The 19,563-nt window shown below is 70.5% G+C and carries 10 protein-coding genes; 8 read left to right on the top strand and 2 right to left on the bottom strand.

Annotated elements, in window-relative coordinates; all coding sequences use genetic code 11:
* The first annotated feature begins 199 nt into the window (after positions 1-199).
* The 3 genes from ACLZN2_RS32585 to ACLZN2_RS32575 are packed head-to-tail and all read left to right on the top strand — an operon-like array spanning position 200 to position 12,863.
* Positions 200-5,449, top strand: coding sequence for a DEAD/DEAH box helicase (locus ACLZN2_RS32585; RefSeq protein WP_416982996.1), 5,250 nt, complete (start codon positions 200-202; stop codon positions 5,447-5,449).
* Entirely contained in the window at positions 5,446-8,460 is a 3,015-nt protein-coding gene (locus tag ACLZN2_RS32580; RefSeq protein WP_416982995.1) for a helicase-related protein, read from the top strand. Before ACLZN2_RS32585 ends, ACLZN2_RS32580 begins: the two co-directional genes overlap by 4 nt.
* On the top strand, positions 8,457-12,863 hold the full coding sequence (locus ACLZN2_RS32575; protein WP_416982994.1) for an Eco57I restriction-modification methylase domain-containing protein: 4,407 nt from the start codon (positions 8,457-8,459) through the stop codon (positions 12,861-12,863). The genes ACLZN2_RS32580 and ACLZN2_RS32575 overlap by 4 nt, the downstream gene beginning before the upstream one ends.
* Before the next feature lie 42 nt (positions 12,864-12,905).
* Here the strand turns inward: ACLZN2_RS32575 and ACLZN2_RS32570 are convergent, their stop codons facing one another.
* Together ACLZN2_RS32570 and ACLZN2_RS32565 are read right to left on the bottom strand one after the other, a co-directional pair.
* The gene (locus ACLZN2_RS32570; RefSeq protein ID WP_416983062.1) at positions 12,906-13,094 is read right to left on the bottom strand and encodes a DUF397 domain-containing protein; all 189 of its coding nucleotides are present in this window, start codon (positions 13,092-13,094) and stop codon (positions 12,906-12,908) included.
* A 2-nt stretch (positions 13,095-13,096) separates the two neighbouring features.
* Positions 13,097-13,948 carry a helix-turn-helix domain-containing protein gene (locus tag ACLZN2_RS32565; protein WP_416982993.1) on the bottom strand — a complete coding sequence of 284 codons (852 nt, stop codon included), beginning with the start codon at positions 13,946-13,948 and terminating at the stop codon, positions 13,097-13,099.
* Positions 13,949-14,108: 160 nt separating this feature from the next.
* Between ACLZN2_RS32565 and ACLZN2_RS32560 the strand changes: the two genes are divergently transcribed.
* The 5 genes from ACLZN2_RS32560 (at position 14,109) to ACLZN2_RS32540 (ending at position 19,528) form a co-directional block, all read left to right on the top strand.
* A complete protein-coding gene (locus ACLZN2_RS32560) occupies positions 14,109-14,576 on the top strand; it encodes an ATP-binding protein (RefSeq protein WP_416982992.1) in 468 nt (155 codons plus the stop codon).
* Between the two features lie 134 nt (positions 14,577-14,710).
* A complete protein-coding gene (locus tag ACLZN2_RS32555; RefSeq protein ID WP_416982991.1) occupies positions 14,711-14,983 on the top strand; it encodes a hypothetical protein in 273 nt (90 codons plus the stop codon).
* A gap of 114 nt (positions 14,984-15,097) precedes the next feature.
* The gene (locus ACLZN2_RS32550) at positions 15,098-16,012 is read left to right on the top strand and encodes a helix-turn-helix transcriptional regulator (RefSeq protein WP_416983061.1); all 915 of its coding nucleotides are present in this window, start codon (positions 15,098-15,100) and stop codon (positions 16,010-16,012) included.
* A 31-nt stretch (positions 16,013-16,043) separates the two neighbouring features.
* Positions 16,044-18,272 (top strand): McrB family protein, encoded by a 2,229-nt coding sequence (locus ACLZN2_RS32545; protein ID WP_416982990.1) that lies wholly within the window; start codon positions 16,044-16,046, stop codon positions 18,270-18,272.
* The gene (locus tag ACLZN2_RS32540) at positions 18,269-19,528 is read left to right on the top strand and encodes an McrC family protein (RefSeq protein ID WP_416982989.1); all 1,260 of its coding nucleotides are present in this window, start codon (positions 18,269-18,271) and stop codon (positions 19,526-19,528) included. The genes ACLZN2_RS32545 and ACLZN2_RS32540 overlap by 4 nt, the downstream gene beginning before the upstream one ends.
* Positions 19,529-19,563: the final 35 nt, after the last annotated feature.

Raw genomic sequence — 19,563 nt, 5'->3', positions numbered from 1 at the left:
TCCGATCATGTCGCGGAGACCGGTATGCGGACCATACGTTTCCGGCAGCGCGCCCGGTGATATGTGAACGCCCTGTCGGCACCGGTCGTGCGGGACAGTAGGGTGGATCAGTTGCGTGGTGTGCTTCCCCATGGGCGTCGGCTCGCGGACACAGCGTGACAGAGCGGATTCACGAAGTTCGAGGGGGCCCTGTCGATCCATGGACGTTTTCGGTGTCCATCACGACCTCATCGCCGAGTACGAGGCGTTCACGAGCTCACTCGTCGCGGTGCGGGACCCGGACATCGAACGCCACCTGGACGACGAACGGCGGCGCCGGACCCGCTGGCCCGACCCCAAACTCGCCCTGAACCCCACCTTCCGCAGCGGCGGAACCGTTGCCGCGATGTGCGACGACGGCCTGCTGCACTCGACGTGCCGGGAGTACTTCCGGCACAAGGAGCACGAGAACGACCCCGGCAGCCGGACCCTCTCCCTCCACCAGCACCAGCGGGAGGCCATCGTGGCCGCCGACCGTGGTGACTCGTACGTCGTGACCACGGGCACCGGCTCCGGCAAGAGCCTCACCTACATCGTGCCGATCGTCCACCAGGTGCTGCGCGACCCCAATCCCGACGGGATCTCGGCGATCGTCGTCTATCCCATGAACGCGCTGGCCAACAGCCAGCTCCACGAGCTGAAGAAGTACCTCACCTGGGGTGTCCCCGAGGACCGTCGCAAGGTGACCTTCGCCCGGTACACCGGCCAGGAGGACTCCGAGCAGAAGCTCCAGGTCCTGCGGAACAAGCCGGACATCCTGCTCACCAACTACGTGATGCTGGAGTACCTGCTCACCCGCCCCGACGAGCGGCGGGAGCTGATCGGGGCCGCCCGGGGCCTCCGGTTCCTCGCTCTCGACGAGCTGCACACCTACCGGGGCCGCCAGGGTGCCGATGTGGCACTCCTCGTACGACGGCTGCGGGACGCCTGTGAGGCGCCGAACCTCCAGTGCGTCGGGACGTCGGCGACGATGGCCACCAGCGTCACCTTCGCCGAGGCCCGCGAGGAGATCGCGAAGGTCGCCACACGCCTGTTCGGTACGGAGATCCGCCCGGACCGTGTCATCGGCGAGACGCTGGAGCGCTCGACCGACCCGGGCACCGACGTCCTACCCGGCGTCCATCCCCGAGCCCCTCTCGCCGACGCCGTACGCCGTGCGGCAGCCGACCCCGACGAGCTGCCCACCGGGTACAAAGCTCTCAGCAACGACCCTCTTGCCGTCTGGGTCGAGGACACCGTCGGACTCGCCGTTGAGGAACCCGGCGGGCGCCTCGTACGCCGTCCCCCGCTCACGATTCCGCAGGCCGCCGGGCTGCTCGCCGACGCGAGCGGGAAGCCCGCCGAGGACTGCCGCCGGGCCATCGAGGCGGTGCTGAAGGCCGGAGCCAAGGCCCGGCACCCGCAGCTCGGCAGGCCGCTGTTCGCCTTCCGGCTGCACCAGTTCCTGTCCAAGGGCGACACGGTGTACGTCAGCTTCGAGCCGCCCGGTCACCGCCACCTGACCAGCCAGTACCAGACCCGGGTCCCCGACCACCGGGACAAGCCGCTCGTGCCCCTGCACTTCTGCCGGGACTGCGGCAAGGAGTACCTGGTGGTCACCCGCCCCACCGAGCACGAGGGGGCGCTCTTCGAGGCGCGCGAGGATCCGGACGCGCCGGCGGCCGACGGCGACGGCTTCCTGTACGTGAGCGACGACCGGCCCTGGCCCGAGGAGCACGACCAGGAGGCGGTGTTCCGGCGGCTTCCGGCCAGCTGGGTCGAGACGGACGACGACGGACGGTCCTCGGTCGTGAAGGCACGCTCGGGAGATCTCCCCCAGGAGGTGTGGATCGGCCCCGACGGCCGCGCCGCCGAGCCGGGCACGGGCCTGCGCGCCTGGTGGATCGCCGCCCCGTTCCGCTTCTGCCTGCACTGCCGCACCTCGTACGAGCAGCTGCGCCTCAAGGACCTCGCCAAGCTGGGCACCTTCTCCGCGGAGGGCCGCAGTTCCGCGGTCTCGCTCATCAGCTCCCGTGTGGTGCGCTCCCTGCGGGAGCAGCCGGAACTGAGGAAGCGGGCGCGCAAGCTCCTCACCTTCGTCGACAACCGTCAGGACGCCAGTCTCCAGGCCGGCCACTTCAACGACTTCGCCCTCGTCAGCCAGGTACGCGGCGCCCTGTACCGGGCCCTCGAGACGGCGGGGGAGCCGGGGCTGACCTACGACCGGCTCCCGCAGGCCGTGTTCGACGCCCTCGCCCTGCCCCTGGACACCTACGCCAAAGTGCCGACCGCCAGGTTCCACCAGCGCGACCTCGCCCAGTCGGCACTGCGTGAAGTGCTCGCGTACCGCGTCTACGCCGACCTGGAGCGCGGCTGGCGCGTCACCATGCCCAACCTCTCCCAGACCGGTCTGCTGCGTTTCGACTACACCGACCTCGCGGAGATCGCCGCGACCGACGAGTGCTGGGAGGGGTGCCACCCTCTGCTCACCGGTGACACGGCCGACCACCGCGAGCAGCTGGCCCGCAACCTCCTCGACGAGCTGCGCCGCGCGCTGGCTGTCGAGGTGGAGTGCCTCACCCAGGAGGGCTTCGACCGGCTCGGCAGCGTCAGCGAAACACACCTCGTGGCGCCGTGGGCCCTCTCAGCACGCGAACCACGCGTCCGGGCCCGCATGGCGTACGCGGGGCCCGGCAGGACCGGTACGGCGGCCGACGCGGTGCATCTCAGCGGTCTGGGCGGTTACGGCCGCTACCTGCGACGCATCGGCCAGTTCTCCTCGCTGCCCGGCCAGGCGGGCAGGCGCATCCCGGTCGCCGACGCCGACGCGGTCATCCGCGACCTGATGCGCGTACTGCGCGAGTGCGGACTGCTGGCCGTCGTCCAGGAGGAGCGCGACGGCTCCTACGGCCATCAGCTGCGCGCTTCCGCCCTGCGCTGGTTCCCCGGCGACGGCACACGTCCCGAGCCCGACCCCGTGCGCAAGGTGACCGACGCGGACGCCGACGTCCGCGTCAACCCGTACTTCCGCGACCTCTACCGCGCCGGAGCCGCCGGGCTCACCGGCATCCGGGCCCACGAGCACACCGCACAGGTCGACTCCACCATCCGCCGCCTCCGCGAGGACGCGTTCCGTGAGGGCGACCTGGAGATCCTCTACTGCTCCCCGACGATGGAGCTCGGTGTCGACATCGCCGAGCTCAACGCCGTCGGCATGCGCAACGTCCCGCCCACCCCGGCCAACTACGCGCAGCGTTCCGGGCGCGCGGGCCGCAGTGGGCAGCCCGCGCTCGTCACCACGTACTGCTCCACGGGTTCCCCGCACGACCAGTACTACTTCCGCCGCCCCGGCCTCATGGTCTCCGGCAGCGTCACCCCGCCCCGCCTCGACCTCGCCAACGAGGAGCTGATCCGTTCCCACGTCCACGCCGTCTGGCTCGCCGAGACGGGCGTGCACCTCGGCAGCCGTCTCACAGACGTGCTGGACGCGGAGACCGCCGATGGGGACGGGCGGTGGCCGCTGGCCCTGCTGCCACAGGTGAGGGCCGACCTGGACAGCGAGACGGGGCGACTCCGGGCGATCAGCCGGGCCACCGAGGTCCTAACCCCGCTCGGCGACGAGCTCTCGAAGTCCTCCTGGTGGTACGAGGGCTGGGTGGAGCGCACGGTCCGCCAGGCGCTGGGCAGCCTGGACGCCGGGTGCGAGCGCTGGCGCCGGCTGTACCGCACGGCCCGCACCGAGGTCGAACAGCAGCACCGCCGGGCCAACGACCTCTCCCTCAGCCGCAGGGACCGCGACATCGCGGCCGGCCGGCGGGCCGAGGCCGAGAACCAGCTGAGGCTCCTGCGCAACGAGGCCGACAGCGAGTCGTACAGCGACTTCTACACCTATCGCTACTTCGCCTCCGAGGGCTTCCTGCCCGGCTACTCGTTCCCCCGGCTGCCACTGGCCGCGTACGTCCCCGGGGAGCGGTCCGCCGGGATGTACGGCCAGCGCAACGGCGCCTACATCCAGCGGCCCCGCTTCATCGCGATCGGTGAGTTCGGGCCCGGCGCGCTGATCTACCACGAGGGCAACCGCTACACCATCGACCGGGTGACGGTCCCGATGGGCGACCGGCCCGGGCAGGTGGCGACCAGCGACATCAGGCTGTGCGAGGCGTGCGGCTACTGGCACGACCGCGTCGAGGGCGCCGACCGCTGCGAGAACTGTGACGTCCCGCTCCACCGCACCCTGCCCAAGCTGATGCAGCTCACCCAGGTGCACGCGGAGCCGCGCCGCCGGATCTCCTCCGACGAGGAGGAGCGCCTGAAGCGGGGCTTTCACCTGCGGACCGTCTACCGGTACGCGCCCGGCGGCGCCTACGAGGCCCAGGTACGCGGCGTCGACGGCACCCTCCTCGCCGAGGTGGCCTATGGCGACTCCGCGACCGTCCGCGTCCTCAACCTCGGCTACCGCAAGCGCGAGGCCAAGGACCGCTCGGGACAGGGCTTCTGGCTGGACCCGGTCACCGGCCGCTGGCTGTCGGAGAGCAAGGCGGCCCGCCGGACGCAGGAGGAGTCGGCCGAGGAGGAGGCCCTCGCGACCTTCGACCGGGCCCAGCGCACCCTCCAGGTCATCCCCTACGCGCAGGACACGAAGAACATCGCCGTGTTCCGGCTGGCCGAGCCGGTGGACGACGTCACCGCCGTCTCCCTGCGCTACGCGCTGGAACGCGGGATCGAGGCCCACTTCCAGCTGGAGGACTCCGAGCTGGAGAGCGAGGACCTGCCGGACGCCGAGCGACGCGGCCGGACCCTGTTCGTGGAGAGCGCGGAGGGCGGCGCGGGCGTGCTGCGGCGCCTGTACGACGACGATGACGCCCTCGCGCTGGTGGCGAGGGAAGCCCTGCGGATCATCCATTACGACGAGGACGGCAAGGACCTCGACCGCGCGGAGGGCGCGTCCGAGCGCTGTGAACTGGGGTGCTACGACTGCCTGTTGTCGTACTCCAATCAAGGCTTCCACCGGCGTATCGACCGGCACACCGCCGCCCCCTGGCTGGTCGCCCTGGCGCGGTCCTGCACCCGCGACGACTCCCGACGTGGACGGGCGTCGGCCCCCATGCGCCTGCGGGAACCCCAACGCCCGTCCACGCCGGACACGCCGGTCGAGGCGTTCGTACGGCTCCTCGAGGACGGCGGCCACCGTCTCCCCGACGAGACCGTCGGCGAGATCGCCGACATCGTCTACCACCTCCCCGGCGCCGACGTCGCCGTGTTCCTGGAGCACGAGGGGGCCCGCCACCTCGGCGAACAGGACGAGTACCGCATGATGGACGAGGGCTGGCTGGTGATCAGGGCCGGCGCCGAACCCGACTGGAAGGACACCGTGCGCGCATACCCCGACGTCTTCGGCATCGGCCGCGACCACAGGGGAGGCGACCGATGAGCACCGCGGCAGACCGGGCGCCCGGCACCCTCGTACGCGCCCGGGACCGCGACTGGGTCGTGCTGCCAGGCAGCACCGAGGAGCTGGTGCTCGCCCAACCGCTGGACGGCGACCGGGAGTTCGTGGCGGCTCTCTTCCCCGACGAGGTCGGCGAGCCGGGCTTCGGCCGGCCGAAGGCCCTGTCCGGCGAGGCCGGGGACTTCGCCTCCGCGTCGTTGCTGCGCACCGCCCTGCGCATCGCCTCGACGGCGGGCGCGGGCCCCTTCCGCTCCCTGAACTCGGTCGCCGTCGAACCCCGCCAGTACCAGCTGGTGCCGCTGATGATGGCGCTGCGCATGGATCCCGTGCGCCTGCTGATCGGCGACGACGTCGGGATCGGCAAGACCGTCGAGTCGGCCCTGATCGCCAGGGAGCTCATGGAGCAGGGCTCCGCCCGCAACATGGCCGTGCTGTGTTCTCCCTCGCTGGCCGAGCAGTGGCAGCGCGAGCTGCGCGACAAGTTCGGGATGGAACCGGAGCTGGTCCTGCCGTCCACGGCCGCGCGGCTGCAGAAGGCGATCGACGACCCCAACCTGTCGATCTTCGACCACTACAAGGTCACGGTCGTCTCCACCGACTTCATCAAGCAGGACGAACGCCGCGACGCCTTCCGCCACCACTGCCCCGACATCCTCATCGTCGACGAGGCCCACAGCTGCGTCGGCACCGGCGGCAACGAACAGCAGAAACGGTACGAACTGCTGTCCGCGCTCGCCGACCGCACCGACCGAGACCGCCACCTCATCCTCGTCACCGCCACTCCGCACAGCGGTGACCCGCAGGCGTTCGCCAAGCTGACAGGCCTGCTCGACCCGTCCCTGCGGACCCTCGACACCACCCGCTCCGCCGACCGCGACAAACTCGCCCGCCACTTCGTGCAGCGCCGCCGCCACGACATCAAGCGGTACGTCGGCCAGGAGACGCCCTTCCCCGAGGACCGGGACACCCAGGACGCCCTCTACCGGCTCGACACCGAGTACGCCCGTCTCGTCGCCGACGTCCTCGCCTACACCCGCCGGCAGGTGCGCGGCCCCGGCGGGGAGCACCACCAGCAGATGTCCTGGTGGACGGCGCTCACCCTGCTGCGCTGCGTCCTGTCCTCGCCCGCCGCGGCGGCGGCGACCCTGCGCACCCGCTCCATGATCGCCGCCACCCGTACCGCCGCCGAGGCCGCCAAACTGGGCGCTGCCGCCGCGTTCGAGCTGACCGACGACGAGACCGCCGAGGGCATGGACCTGGTGCCCGGCGCCCTCCCCGGGGACGAGTCCACCGCGTCCGGGGCGCCGGGCCCGGACCGCAGGAGCGAGGTCGAGATCCTCACCGAGTTCGCCGCGCGCGCGGACACCCTCGCGGGACTCGAAAAGGACGCCAAACTCCGCATTCTCGTCGACCGGGTCAAACGGCAGCTCGTCGACGGCTACGACCCGATCGTCTTCTGCCACTACATCCCGACCGCCGAGTACGTCGCCCAACACCTCAAGGAGGAACTGGGTCGCAGCGCGAGCGTCGAGGCGGTCACCGGCACCCTCCACCCCGACGCCCGTCAGGCCCGGGTCGACGAACTGACCGCCCGGCGCGGCCGACACGTCCTGGTCGCCACGGACTGTCTCTCCGAGGGCGTCAACCTCCAGGAACACTTCGGCGCCGTCATCCACTACGACCTGTCCTGGAACCCGACCCGCCATCTCCAGCGCGCGGGTCGCGTGGACCGGTTCGGCCAGCCGCGCCGCCGCGTCCGCGAGATCACCGTCTACGACACAGACACCGGCATCGACGGCCTCGTCCTGAAGGTGCTCATCCAGAAGCACAAGGACATCGCCGACCAGACCGGCGTGGCCGTCCTAGTCCCCGACCAGGGCCGCGGCGTCCTCGAAGCCCTGGCCAGCGCCCTGCTGTTGCGCGGCCGGCAGCCCGAGGGACAGCTCACTCTCGACTTCGAGGACGACCCCGACTTCGGCCGGGCCCGCGAGGCCCTGCACAAGGAGTGGGAGTCGGCCGCCGAGCGGGAGTCCAAGGTGCTGACGAAGTTCGCGCACTCCGGGCTGCGTCCCGAGGAGGTGGAGGCCGAACTGGACGCGCTGCGGCAGGCGTTGGGGGACCCCGGCGACATCGCCGTGTTCACCCGTGAGGCCCTCGCCCAGCTTGGCGCCCAGCCGACCGGTGACGCCCGCGACCGGGGCTTCAAGGCCCCCGTCGACCCGCTGCCCACCGGCCTCAAGCACGCCCTCGGCTTCTACGAGGACACCGACCAGAGCACGGCCCCCGGCGCCGCGCCCAAGGCGAAGGCCAAGGGCCGGGCCAAGTCGGCTGCCCGCGACCTCGTCTTCCGCGAGGACCTCCCGGTCGCCCGCGGGGAACACGCCCTGTCCCGCACGGACCCCGCCGTACGCGCCCTGGCCCGCTACCTCCTCGACGCGGCCGTCGACACCGACCTACCGAAGGAGGAGCGCCCCGCCCGGCGCCTGGGCGTGATCCGCACCGCGGCCGTGGACCGCCGTACCGTGCTGGTGCTCGCCCGCTATCGCTTCCGCCTCACCCTGCCCGGCCGGACGTCCGCCGACGATCGGCGCGTCCTCGTCGCCGACGACGCCCAGGTCCTCGCCTGGCGCACCGCCGACGACGGCCACCGCACCTGGCTGTCCGACGAGGAGACCGCCGCCCTGCTCACCGCCACCCCCGACCTCAACACCCTGCCCGCCCTGCGCGACCAGCAGGCGGCACGGGCGGCGGCGGAACTGAGGGACGAAGAGGTGGAGGCGCACCTGACCGAGCGCGGACGGCTTCTCGCCGACCGGCTGCGCGACGCCCATCAGCGAGTCCGCGAGGCCGCGGGCCAGCGTGGCCGTGAGCGCGGCGCCGCGGCCGTACGCCGCATCGACGTCGAACCGTCCGGCGACCCGGACCTGCTCGGCGTGTACGTGTACCTCGCGGCCCCCGCCGCACAGCAGCCCGTTCCCGGAGGAGACCGGTGACCGCCCTCGCCCCCGACCGCCTCCCCGCCTCCGCCGCCGTCCGGGTGGAGGGCGGGCTGCTCTCCGCCGACCTCCTCGCCAAGATCCGGGCCGGCGACCCCGAACTGCCCGGCAGCGCCCCCACCGACTACGGCCTCGGCCGCGGCGTACGCATCGAGGACGCCGCCAGCCGCAAGTGGACCGCCCTGCGCGCCGCCTACACCTCCCTCCAGGAGGAACTGGCGGAACTTGACGGCCAGGTGGATCCGACGAAGGCGACCCGTGTCTGGCTTCTCACGCTCCTGGAGGAACTCGGCTACGGCCGCCTCGCCCCCCGCCGCCGCGGCATCAGGCTCTCCGGCCGCGACCCCTACCAGGTCAGCCACCAGTGGCAGGAACACGTCCCGGTCCACCTCCTCGGCTGGACCACCCGCCTCGACGGCTGGTCGGCGGGCAGCTCACGCGCCCCCCAGTCGATGATGCAGGAGCTGCTGAACGCCTCCCCGGACCACCTCTGGGGCATCCTCTCCAACGGCCGAGTCCTGCGCCTGCTGCGCGACTCCACCGCGCTCGTCGGCTCCGCGTACGTCGAGTTCGACCTGGAGGCGATCTTCGGCGGCGGCGACTTCTCCGACTTCCTCCTGATGTACGCGCTGCTGCATGCCACGCGCCTGGAACTGGTTCCCAAGCCGGAGAAAAGGCGCAGGGGCGCGGCGGCGGCCGAGGAGGACGAGGAGGACACCGACGAGGAGAGTGACCTCGCGGTCCTCGACGAGCTGCCGCTCACGCCCGCCGACTGCCGCCTGGAGTGGTGGCGGGACTACGCCGTCGAGACCGGCATCCGCTCCCGCAACCTCCTGCGCGACCAGGTCGCCCAGGCCCTGTCCATCCTCGGCACGGGCTTCCTCCAGAACAACCCGCCCCTGGCCGACGCCATCACCACCGGCGGGCGCCGCGCCTTGGACGACTTCCACCACGAACTGCTGCGCCTCGCCTACCAGTTGATCTTCCTCTTCGTGGCAGAGGACCGCGACGCCCTCCTCACCCGCCCCAAGCTGCGGGCCAAGAAGGCCGAGGTGAAGGCGAACCAGGCGGCCCGCGACCGCTACAGCCTCTACTTCTCCACCGCCCGTCTGCGCCGCATCGCCGCCCGCCGCAAGGGCGACCACCACACGGACCTGTGGCAGGGCCTGGTACGGGTCCTGAACGCGCTGGGACGGGACGGCGGCGAGCCCGCGCTGGCCCTCCCCGGGCTGGGCGGTCTCTACTACCTCCCGGAGCCGGGCGAGACCGACGAGGAGACCCGGCCGACCCGTCTGCCGGGCGGAGTCGAGCCCCTGCGCGCGGCGAAGCTGCCGAACGAGCGCCTGCTGGAGGCCGTACGCCTGCTCTCCCGCGTCACGGACAAGGGCCGCGTCACCCGCGTCGACTACCGCCACCTCGGTGCCGAGGAACTGGGCAGCGTCTACGAGTCCCTGCTCGAACTCGTCCCGGCGCGCCGCCCGGACAGCGAGGTCTTCGAACTCAAGGACCTCGTGGCGGGCAACAAGCGCAAGCTGACGGGCTCGTACTACACCCCGTCGTCCCTCATCGAAAAGCTCCTCGACAACGCCCTCGACCCGGTCATAAAGCGGCATGAAGCCTCGGGGATCCCGGATCACCTGCTCCGGATCAACTTCGTCGACCCCTCCTGTGGCTCGGGCCACGTCCTGGTCGCGGCGGCACGGCGCATCGCGCTTCGGTACGCCCAGATGACGCACGGCGAGAGCCAGCCCGCCCCGGAACTCGTCCGAGAGGCGATGGCCAAGGTCGTACGGCACTGCGTGCACGGCGTCGACCTCAATCCGCTCGCCGCCGAACTGGCCAAGGTGTCGCTGTGGCTGGAGTCTCTGACCCCGGGCGAGCCGCTCGCCTACCTCGACGACCGCGTGAAGACCGGAAACGCCGTGCTGGGGGCGACCCCGGCGGCCCTGGAGAAGGGCATCCCGGACGGCGCCTTCGAGAAGCTGGAGGGCGACGAACAGTCCGTCGTCACCAAGCTGCGCCAGCAGAACGACAGGGAGCAGAAGGGCGAGTCGCAGCTGCCGCTCGACGAGCCCGTCGTGCGCACGAGCACGGCGACCGTACGGGTCGCGGCGGAGGAGCTCGCGCGCATAAGGGACCACAGCCTGGCCGAGGTGCGGCAGCACGCCCGTGCGCACAAGGAGTTCGAGAGCCGGCCGGAGCTGCGGCACATGAAGCGTGTCGCGGACGTCTGGTGCGCGTCCTTCCTGTGGCCCAAGCACAAGGGCGCGCCGACGGCGATCACGACCAACGTCCTGCGGGAGGTTGAGGAAGACAAGGACGACAAGCCGCTGGAGGAGGAGGCGGCCGAGCTGATGCTGAAGGACATCGTCCGCCGGAACCAGTTCTTCCACTGGCACCTGGAGTTCCCGCGCGTCTTCCGCGTCGAGAACCCCGAGGACAAGGACGCCAACCCGGACACCGGCTGGCAGGGCGGCTTCGACGCGGTCCTCGGCAACCCGCCGTGGGAGCGGGTCAAGATCCAGAAGAAGGAGTGGTTCGCGGCCCGGGACGAGGAGATCGCGGCGGCCGACACCGCGAGCATTCGCGACCGCATGATCGAGGCCCTCGCCACGAGCGTGGACGAGGAGGGCCGGCCCAACGAGGGCGACCGGCGACTGTACGCGGAGTACCAGTTCGACCAGCGGGAGTCCAAGGGCCAGGTCACGATGTACCGGAAGTCGGGCCTGTTCCCGAAGACCGGCTTCGGGGACGTCAACACGTACGCGGTCTTCGCGGAGAAGGCACGGCAGTTGATCGGGCCGGAGGGGATGGCGGGGCTGGTTCTGCCCACCGGGATCGCCACGGACAAGACGACGGCGGGGTTCTTCTCGGATCTGGTGGAGCAGCGGCAGATGGTGGCCGTGCTGGACTTCGAGAACGAGGAGAAGCTGTTTCCGGCGGTTCATCATTCGTATCGGTACTGCCTGTTCACCGTGGCTGGGCGTGATCGGGCGGGCGAGACGAGCGAGGTGCGGCTCGCATTCCGTGCGCGGCGACCGGATCAGGTGGATGCGCGTGCCTTCACTCTGGATGCGGAGGGGATCGCACGGATTAACCCCAACACGGGGACAGTGCCGGTTTGTGAGAGCCCGGAACACCTGAGGGTGCTGGAGTGGCTGCACAAACGCGTGCCCCTGCTGCGGCGGCATGTCAGTGGCGGTCCGAGGGATCCTTGGAAGCTTGGAAACGGCCCCTTCCTGCGAATGTTCGATATGGCCACGGCCTCCAAGCGGTTCCGCTCGGCCGAGGCGCTTCTCGCCCAGGGCGGAACCCGCGAGGGCACGGTCATTGTGAAAGGCGACGCGCGCTATCTGCCGCTGTACGAGGGAAAGTTCCTGCACCATTACGACAGTCGATTCAGCACGTTCGAAGGAGCCACTGAGGCTCAGCTCCGCATGAACACACTGCCGCGGTTGGAGATCGCGGCCCACCGGGATCCCCTGGCACTGCCCTTGCCGCGCCACTGGGTCGATGAGTGTGAGGTCGAGGACAGGCTCGTCGAGGACAGGCGCAAGCTGGGCCAGGTCTGGTCCCACGGGTGGCTGATGGGCTGGAGGGACGTCTGCCGAGCGGTTGATGAGCGCACGGTTATCGCGTCGGTGACGCCCAGAACAGCTGTTGGGCACAAGTTCCCTCTGATCCTTTTGCAGCAGGGGGCAGAACTACTCCTGGCCAATCTGAGCTCCTTCGTTTTGGACTTCGCCGCTCGCCAGAAGTACGCAGGGGCGTCACTGGCCTACTTCCTTTTCGAGCAGCTCCCCGTTCTACCCCCAACCGCCTACGACCTCTCCGCCCCCTGGACCCAGGACACCCCCCTCGCCGACTGGATCCGCCCCCGAGTGCTCGAACTCACCTACACCTCTTATGAGATGGCCCCCTGGGCCAAATACCTCGGCGACGACGGCCCGCCCTTCGTCTGGGACAACGAGCGCCGATTCCTGATGCGCGCCGAGCTGGACGCCGCGTACTTCCACCTGTACGGGATCGAGCGCGCGGACGTGGACCTCGTCCTGGACAGCTTCCGGGCGTTCAGGAACAAGCAGCCGGAACTGTTCGAGGAGACGAAGAAGGAGATCGTCAGGGTCTACGAGGCGATGGCGGAGGGCCGCTCGTTCACGCACCCCTCCCTCACCCCGCCCCCCGCCGAGGGCCCGCGTCACCCTCCCGGCACGAGCCCGCTCACTCGGGTCACCCCCGCCGGGGGTCCCCAGAAGCCCCCGCCGACACCGGCGGCTCAGAAGAAGCGGCGGGGCAAGTCCGTCCCGGCTCAGTTGGGCGGAGGCCTGTTCGGGCTGGACGAGGTCGAGGGCGGTGACATCCAGCTGGACATGCTCAACATGTTCGGCGAGGACGAGTAGAAGCAGGCCGGGCACGGGACCTGCTCCCGTGCCCGCCCGCTCTTACCGCGACGAACCAGCCGCGAGTGCGGTGAAAGCCGCCCAGGTGGCCGGCGTGACGACGAGAGGACGGATCCCCTTGTCCTTGGAGTCGCGGATATGGACAGCTTCGGGACACATGGCGACCTCGACGCAGTTGTCGCCCTCGCTGCCGCTGTAGCTGCTCTTGAACCAGTTCAGCTCATCGGTCATGCTCATAGCGCTCCTCGCATCTGTTCCAGCAGCTTCACCGTAGCCCGGCAGTCCAGGGCCTGTGAACGCAGCTTGCCATAGCGCTGGAGCAGGACGCTGACGTCCTTGGGGTCGGAGATCAGAACGCTCGACCGTTGCCCCTCGGTGTAGCCGATCCATTGGTGCGCCTGTGTCTCGGCCAGGTACATCTGACCGTCGATTCCGCAGTGGTCCTCCTGCACGGTGGGCATGATCTGGATCTCGACGTTGCGCCGGGTGCCCACGTCAAGCAGGTGATCGATGACCTGCCTGGTCACCTCGGAGCCTCCCATCCGCCGTTCCAGGACGCTCTGCTCGATGATGAAACTGAAGGCGGTGTTCGCCCTGTTGGTGATGAGCTGCTGACGGTCCAGCCGCGCTTCCACCTCGCGTTCGATCTGCTCCTCCGTCACGGGCGGCAGACGCAAATCGAACACCGCGCGGATGTAGCTCTCCGTCTGCAACAACCCCGGAACCGCCCGACACTCATACGCATACAGAGAGATCGCCTCCTCCTCGATCCCCGCCCACTGAAGAAACCACGACGCCAGCCCCGCCTTCCGGCGAAGGCTCCGCGCCGCCGCCGTGAGCACCTTGACTCCGACCGCCCCCAGTACCTCCTCCGACCGCGACGGCAGATCCCCCGGAGGGAACCGTTTGCCCTGCTCGATCTTGGCGACGTACGCGGCGGAGTACCGTACCCGCCCCCCGAACTCCTCCTGCGTCAGCCCGCCGGCCTCCCGTAGCGCCTTCAGAACCGCCCCGAAGGTCTTGAGACCATCGGAGATTTCCACTTCGTTGTTCGTACCGCAGTTTCCGCCGTCACCCGCCGCCATCGTCGTACGCCTCCCGTGCTCACGTCCTCGGTCAACTCCCCGCAACCAGGCCATGGTCACGGGGTGTGACTCACCCAGTCCAGAGTGTGCACTGATACAACGCCGTCTGTATGGGCGTCGTGCCTGTTGGTGTGGCCTGAGCGGCTGAAACCTTGAGCTCATGCAAGCCCCCCACCCTCAAGTGGCCGTCACCGTACGTGTGTTCGCCCAGCGTTTCTCCGCCACCCGCCGCGGTGCCCGCCTCGCCCGTCGCCTCGCGGTTCACCAACTCGACCTCTGGGGCATCCCGTACGGCAGCCCCGCCTCCGACGCCGTCGAACTCGTCGTCGCCGAACTCGCCGCCAACGCGGTCCTGCACGGGCGAGTACCCGGCCGCGACTTCGAGCTCAGGCTGCGCTGCGACCGTGTCGCGGACGTCGTGCGCGTCGAGGTCTCCGACACCCACCCCTGCCGTCCGGAGCCCCACGATCCCACCCCCGGAACCGCCGACGCCGAGGGTGGCAGAGGCCTGCTCCTCGTGGCGGCGGTCGCCGTCCGGTGGGGTGTCACCGACCGTACGGGGCCCGGCAAGACCGTATGGGCCGAGTGTGCGCTGACCTCCAAAAACACCCGCTTCACGCCAAGTTGACGATCATATTCCGCAACGCCCCACTGTTCCTGGTGAGTTGTGGTTTGAGTCTGTGTCGGTGGTGCCGGGTACGCTTATCGCTCTCTCGGAGTTGACGGTCAACTCTTCGACGGGCGACGGCTGTGGAGGCGTACGTGGTCGGACGCGAGATCGCGGCGGCGGACCATCCGAGCAAGGAGGTCAGGGCGGTCCTCAAGCGGCTCGTCGACGACGGCTGGACCCTTCGGTCGGAGGCCCACTGGGGCACGCTGTACTGCCCCTGCGACGATCACTGCACGGTGATCAGGGTCGGCGGCACGCCGAAGAATCCCGGCCAGGAGGCGCGCCGTATCCAGCGCAAGGCGAAGTGGTGCCCGCTCCCGCCGGGTGACGCGCGTGCCGCCCTGCGTGGCGGCGTTGTCAATTGACAACGGGATCGGGGTCGGCGAAGCTTGCGCCAGGGGGCGTTCCCTGGAAGGAAGGCGCGGGTGTAGCGGAGCCAGGAAGAGCGAACAGGCATACGCATGGGGGGCTGGGGCGTGATGGGGATGGAGTACGAGTTCCACTTCGTCGTGGACGGGATCAGTGTCGAGGACGACGAGGCTGCCGGGATCGTCAGTGAGGCCTTCGACGGGTTGCTGACCCGTCACCGAGGCCGGCATTTCCTGGACGTCTCCGAGAGTGGAGCCAGCGCCATCGACGCCGCGCACCGCATCGTCGTAAGACTCCGGAAGGCCCTGCCCCGGCTGCGGCTGCTGCGTACCGACCCCGACCTCGTGGGCGTCTCGGACATCGCCGAGCGCGTCGGGCGCTCCCGCCAAAACGTCCAACAATGGGTCAACGGCGAGCGGCGGCAGGACAAACAACCCTTCCCCGACCCTGAGGGCATCACGGGCCGATCACCCGTGTGGCGCTGGGGGGACGTCAACGCCTGGCTCGGCCAGTTCGGCGAGGGTGACGACGTGCACCCGCCCACCCGTGACGAGGCTCTGGCCATCGACTTCATGCTGCCGAAGTGGCAGCGAACCCTGGACGACGGCCTGCCCCTGGTGCACTTCACCGCCGCCGAGACCGGCGACGAGCGGGACCAAGAGCGCGAGACCGTCCAACGGCTCTTGGAGGGCACGCTGGCCCTGCCCGGCGTCCTGGAGCGGATGGCCGCGATCCCCCGGACGGAACACCAGCGGCTCACCGTCGTCTGCGCGGTGCTACCCGACCGGCTGAGGAGCGTCGTCTCCCGCATCGGCCACGACGAGGTCTGGGCCGTACTCGCCTACCAGGGCGCGGAGGGCGAACTGCACCTCCAGCCCGTCGGCACGGCCAAGGCCCCTGGGGCCGTCCCGGTCTCCAGCCTCGGCCTGGGGCGCGATGCGACCGTCGGCGACCTGCTCCTCGTACAGACGAACGGACCGGACGACATTCCGGTCACCCCGACCACTCCGGTCGGCCTGGACTGAGCCGTACGGCCGCACCCGTACCCTGCGAAGAATGGACGCCGTGCCCAGCATCACCACCGTCGTCGCCCGTGCCCTCCACACCGCCGCCGTCGCCCTGCGCGAGGACGCCCCACAAGACGGCCTGGTCTACGGGGAGCTGTGGGGGAGAGTGCTCGCCCGGGAGCCACGGCTGGAGAACGAGTGGCGGCAGGCGCTCGACGAGTCCCCGCAGGAGAACAACACCCCGTTCAAGGACTACGTGAACCGGTCCGCCGGCAACCTCGTGCAAGCGGGGTGGCTGCACAGGAGCCAGCGTCGCTGGTATCTGACCGGGCTCGGCCGGGACGCGCTCGACGACTGGTCGGATCCGGTCGACTTCTATGGGGAGGCCTCCCGCCGGTACCGCAGGTGGGAGAGGGAGAAGCAGGCCTGCCTCGTCGCCGTGACCGCGCTGGACAGGCTGCCCGACAGCGGTCACTGGGTGGTCCTTACGGAACTGGCCGATGCCTTCCTCGTGAACCCCGGTGTCCTCGCTCCCTTCCTGCTCGGTTACCGCCCGCGCGGCTGGTACCTCGCGCTCGGGGAGGACGGCGTCGCGGGCGACGGTCTTCCGCTGTGGCCCCACGAGCGCGACCTCTGGCGTTCCCTCCTCGACGAGGAGGGTGTGCTCGACACCGGCCGCAGCAGCCTGGACACCGTACGAGCCCTGCCCGACCGTCGGATGCCCGTGTGGGACGCGCTCACGGCGGTCGGCCAGCCGGCCGAGGCGGGCGACGCCGAACCGGAGCTGCCCCGACAGCTGTGGATCATCCGGGGAAAGGACGCGGCCAGCGGTATACCGCTCATTCGGGGGCTGTGGCGCGAGGAGTCCGTGATCACCTTGGACACAGGGCTCCTGCCGTTCGGAGTCGGCGGCCACGACCTGACCGGCGTCCGCCGAGTCGTCGAGGCGGCCCTGCCCGCCACCGCCCCGACTCGTCGTGAGGCCGTCGCCAGGGAACTGGACGCCTTCCTCAACCGGATGCGCCCGGGTGACATCGTGCTCTCCACCGACGGCTTCGACACCTACGTCGGAGTCGTGAACGGCCCGGCCTCCCACACCGCGGACCAGCTGTCGCGGCCCGTCGAGTGGCGCAACCTCGACAAGCCCCTGGACTTCTTCAAGGACCTGCCCTCCGGCCTGTCCGGGGTGGTCCAGGACGCGGACTCACAGGTCCTGGAGGCCACCGACTACGCCGAGACGGTCCTCGCCCTCACCGAGGACATGCCTCGGACCCCGCGCGTGCCCAAGGGCCCGGCCGTGCTGCCCGATGCCACCGCCGAGCTCGCCGCCAAACTCAACATGCCCGACCCCAACTGGCTCCAGGACTGCGTCGAACTCCTCCGCGCCACCCCGCAGCTGATCTTCCACGGGCCGCCCGGCACCGGCAAGACGTACATCGCCCTCGCCCTGGCCCGCCACCTGGCCGGCGCCTCCGCCGCGACGAACGTACGGCTCGTACAGTTCCACCCCGCCTATGCCTACGAGGACTTCTTCGAGGGCATCCGCCCGCGCCTGAGTGGCGGGAAGGACGCGGGCGAGGACGGCGGCGGCGGTCTCGGCTACGACCTCGTCCGAGGGCCGCTGCGCAAGCTCGCCGACGAGGCGGAACGGCGCCCTGCCGAGGTGTTCGTCCTCGTCATCGACGAGATCAACCGCGGCCACCTGGCCAAGATCTTCGGCGAGCTGTACTTCCTTCTGGAGTACCGCGAAGAGCGCGTCCACCTCCTCTACGGCTCCGACGACGGCCGGGGCTTCCGCCTCCCGCCCAACCTCCACATCCTGGGCACCATGAACACCGTCGACCGCTCCGTGGCCTACATGGACGCGGCCATGCGCCGCCGCTTCTCCTTCGTCGAACTCCACCCCGACACACCGCCGGTGTCCGGAGTACTGGAGGCGTGGCTCCGCGGGCGGGCGGAGGAACGCGGTGAGGACCCGGCCACCGCCGACGACTCCTATGCCCGGCTCCTCGACGAGGTCAACCGGATGCTCGCGGAGGACAACCCCGCGGACCGTTCCTTCCGCGTCGGGCCGTCGTACTTCATGCAGGACCTCGCCCACAACGGCGACGGCGCCCTCGAACGCCTGTGGCGCACCCAGATCATCCCGCTCCTCACCGAGCACCACTGGGGCAGTGGCGTGGAGGTGGAGACGGTGTACGCGCTCGACACCCTGCGCGACCGGCTCGGCATCCAGCCGCCCACCGCCGACGGCACCGACGACCCGGCCGACTCGTGAACCTCCGCCACACCCGCTCCCATCGGTGCGGCGACCTTGCGAGGCCCATCGAGCTGAAGGAGGGCGGCGGCTGGACCGTCCGGGACCTCACACCGCCCCAGCTGGCGACGCTCGCGGACCACCCGGAGCTGCTCGCCCTGCACCCCGAGAACGCGACCCGTTGGAGACTGAAGGCGAAGGACCGCGTCGGCTCCGTACGGCTGGGCTCGGGCGAGGGCACCGTACAGCTGACCATCACCCCCAAGGTGCCCGTCGACCGCCTCCTTCACCTCGTCGCCTACGCCCCCGACCGCGTCCGGTTCGACCCCCGCCCCGTCACCGCCGAACCCCGCCCCGACCTCCTGCCGGCCCTCGGCCACGCCTTCGTCTCGGCCGCCGGACACGCCCTGAGCCAGGGCGTCCTCCACGACTACCGGGAGACGTACGACACCCTGCCCGTCGTACGCGGGCGCATCCGCCACGCCGACCAGATCCGCCGTCGGCCCGGCGTCCCGGTCCCCCTGGAAGTCGTCTACGACGACCACACCCCCGACATACCGGAGAACCGCCTCCTCCTCGCCGCCGCGCGCCGTCTCCTCCGTGTCCCCAGCCTTGACCCCGGCCTCCGGGCCGCCCTGCAACGGCTCACCGCCCGCCTCGAGGGCGTGACCCTCCTGCCCTCGGGAGCCCGCCCGCCCCAGTGGACCCCCGGTCGCCGCAACGCCCGCTACTCCCACGCTCTCGTCCTGGCCGAACTCGTCCTGCGCGGAGGCTCGTACGAATTCGGCGACAGCCGCTACCTCGCCGTCGACGGCATGCTCGTCGTCATGTGGCGGCTCTTCGAGGCCTACCTCGCCCGGGCGGTCGGCGAGGCACTGCGCCATCGTGTCGGGGGCCGGCCTGAGCCCCAGGACCGCAGCCACTTCCTCGACGCGGCGGGCCGGCACCCGCTCAAGCCGGACCTCGTGCACTACCTGCCCTCACCACATGACGGCGTCCAGCGCCCGGCCGCCGTCGTCGACGCCAAGTTCAAGACCAAGCCGCAGCGGGGCGACCTGTACCAGATGACGGCGTACTGCATGCGTCTCGGCCTCGGCGAGGGGCACCTCGTGTACGCCTCGGGGAGCGAAGGAGTCGTCGAAGTGCCGGTGGGGGAGGGGAGGTTGAGGCTCTTCAGACACGTCGTCGACCTGTCCCGCCCCTGGCGGGAACTCGCTGCGGCCGTCGAGGCCCTCGCGGAGTCCGTCGACGCGGCGCGCACGGCGCGCGCCGTGTGACGGGCGGGAGGCGCCGGTGGGGTCCCGGAGCCGGT

The sequence above is a fragment of the Streptomyces sp. T028 genome (genome assembly GCF_048159505.1).
Taxonomy (GTDB): domain Bacteria; phylum Actinomycetota; class Actinomycetes; order Streptomycetales; family Streptomycetaceae; genus Streptomyces.
Note: the sequence above shows the minus strand (reverse complement) of the source record. Positions and strands in the feature narration are given on the sequence as shown.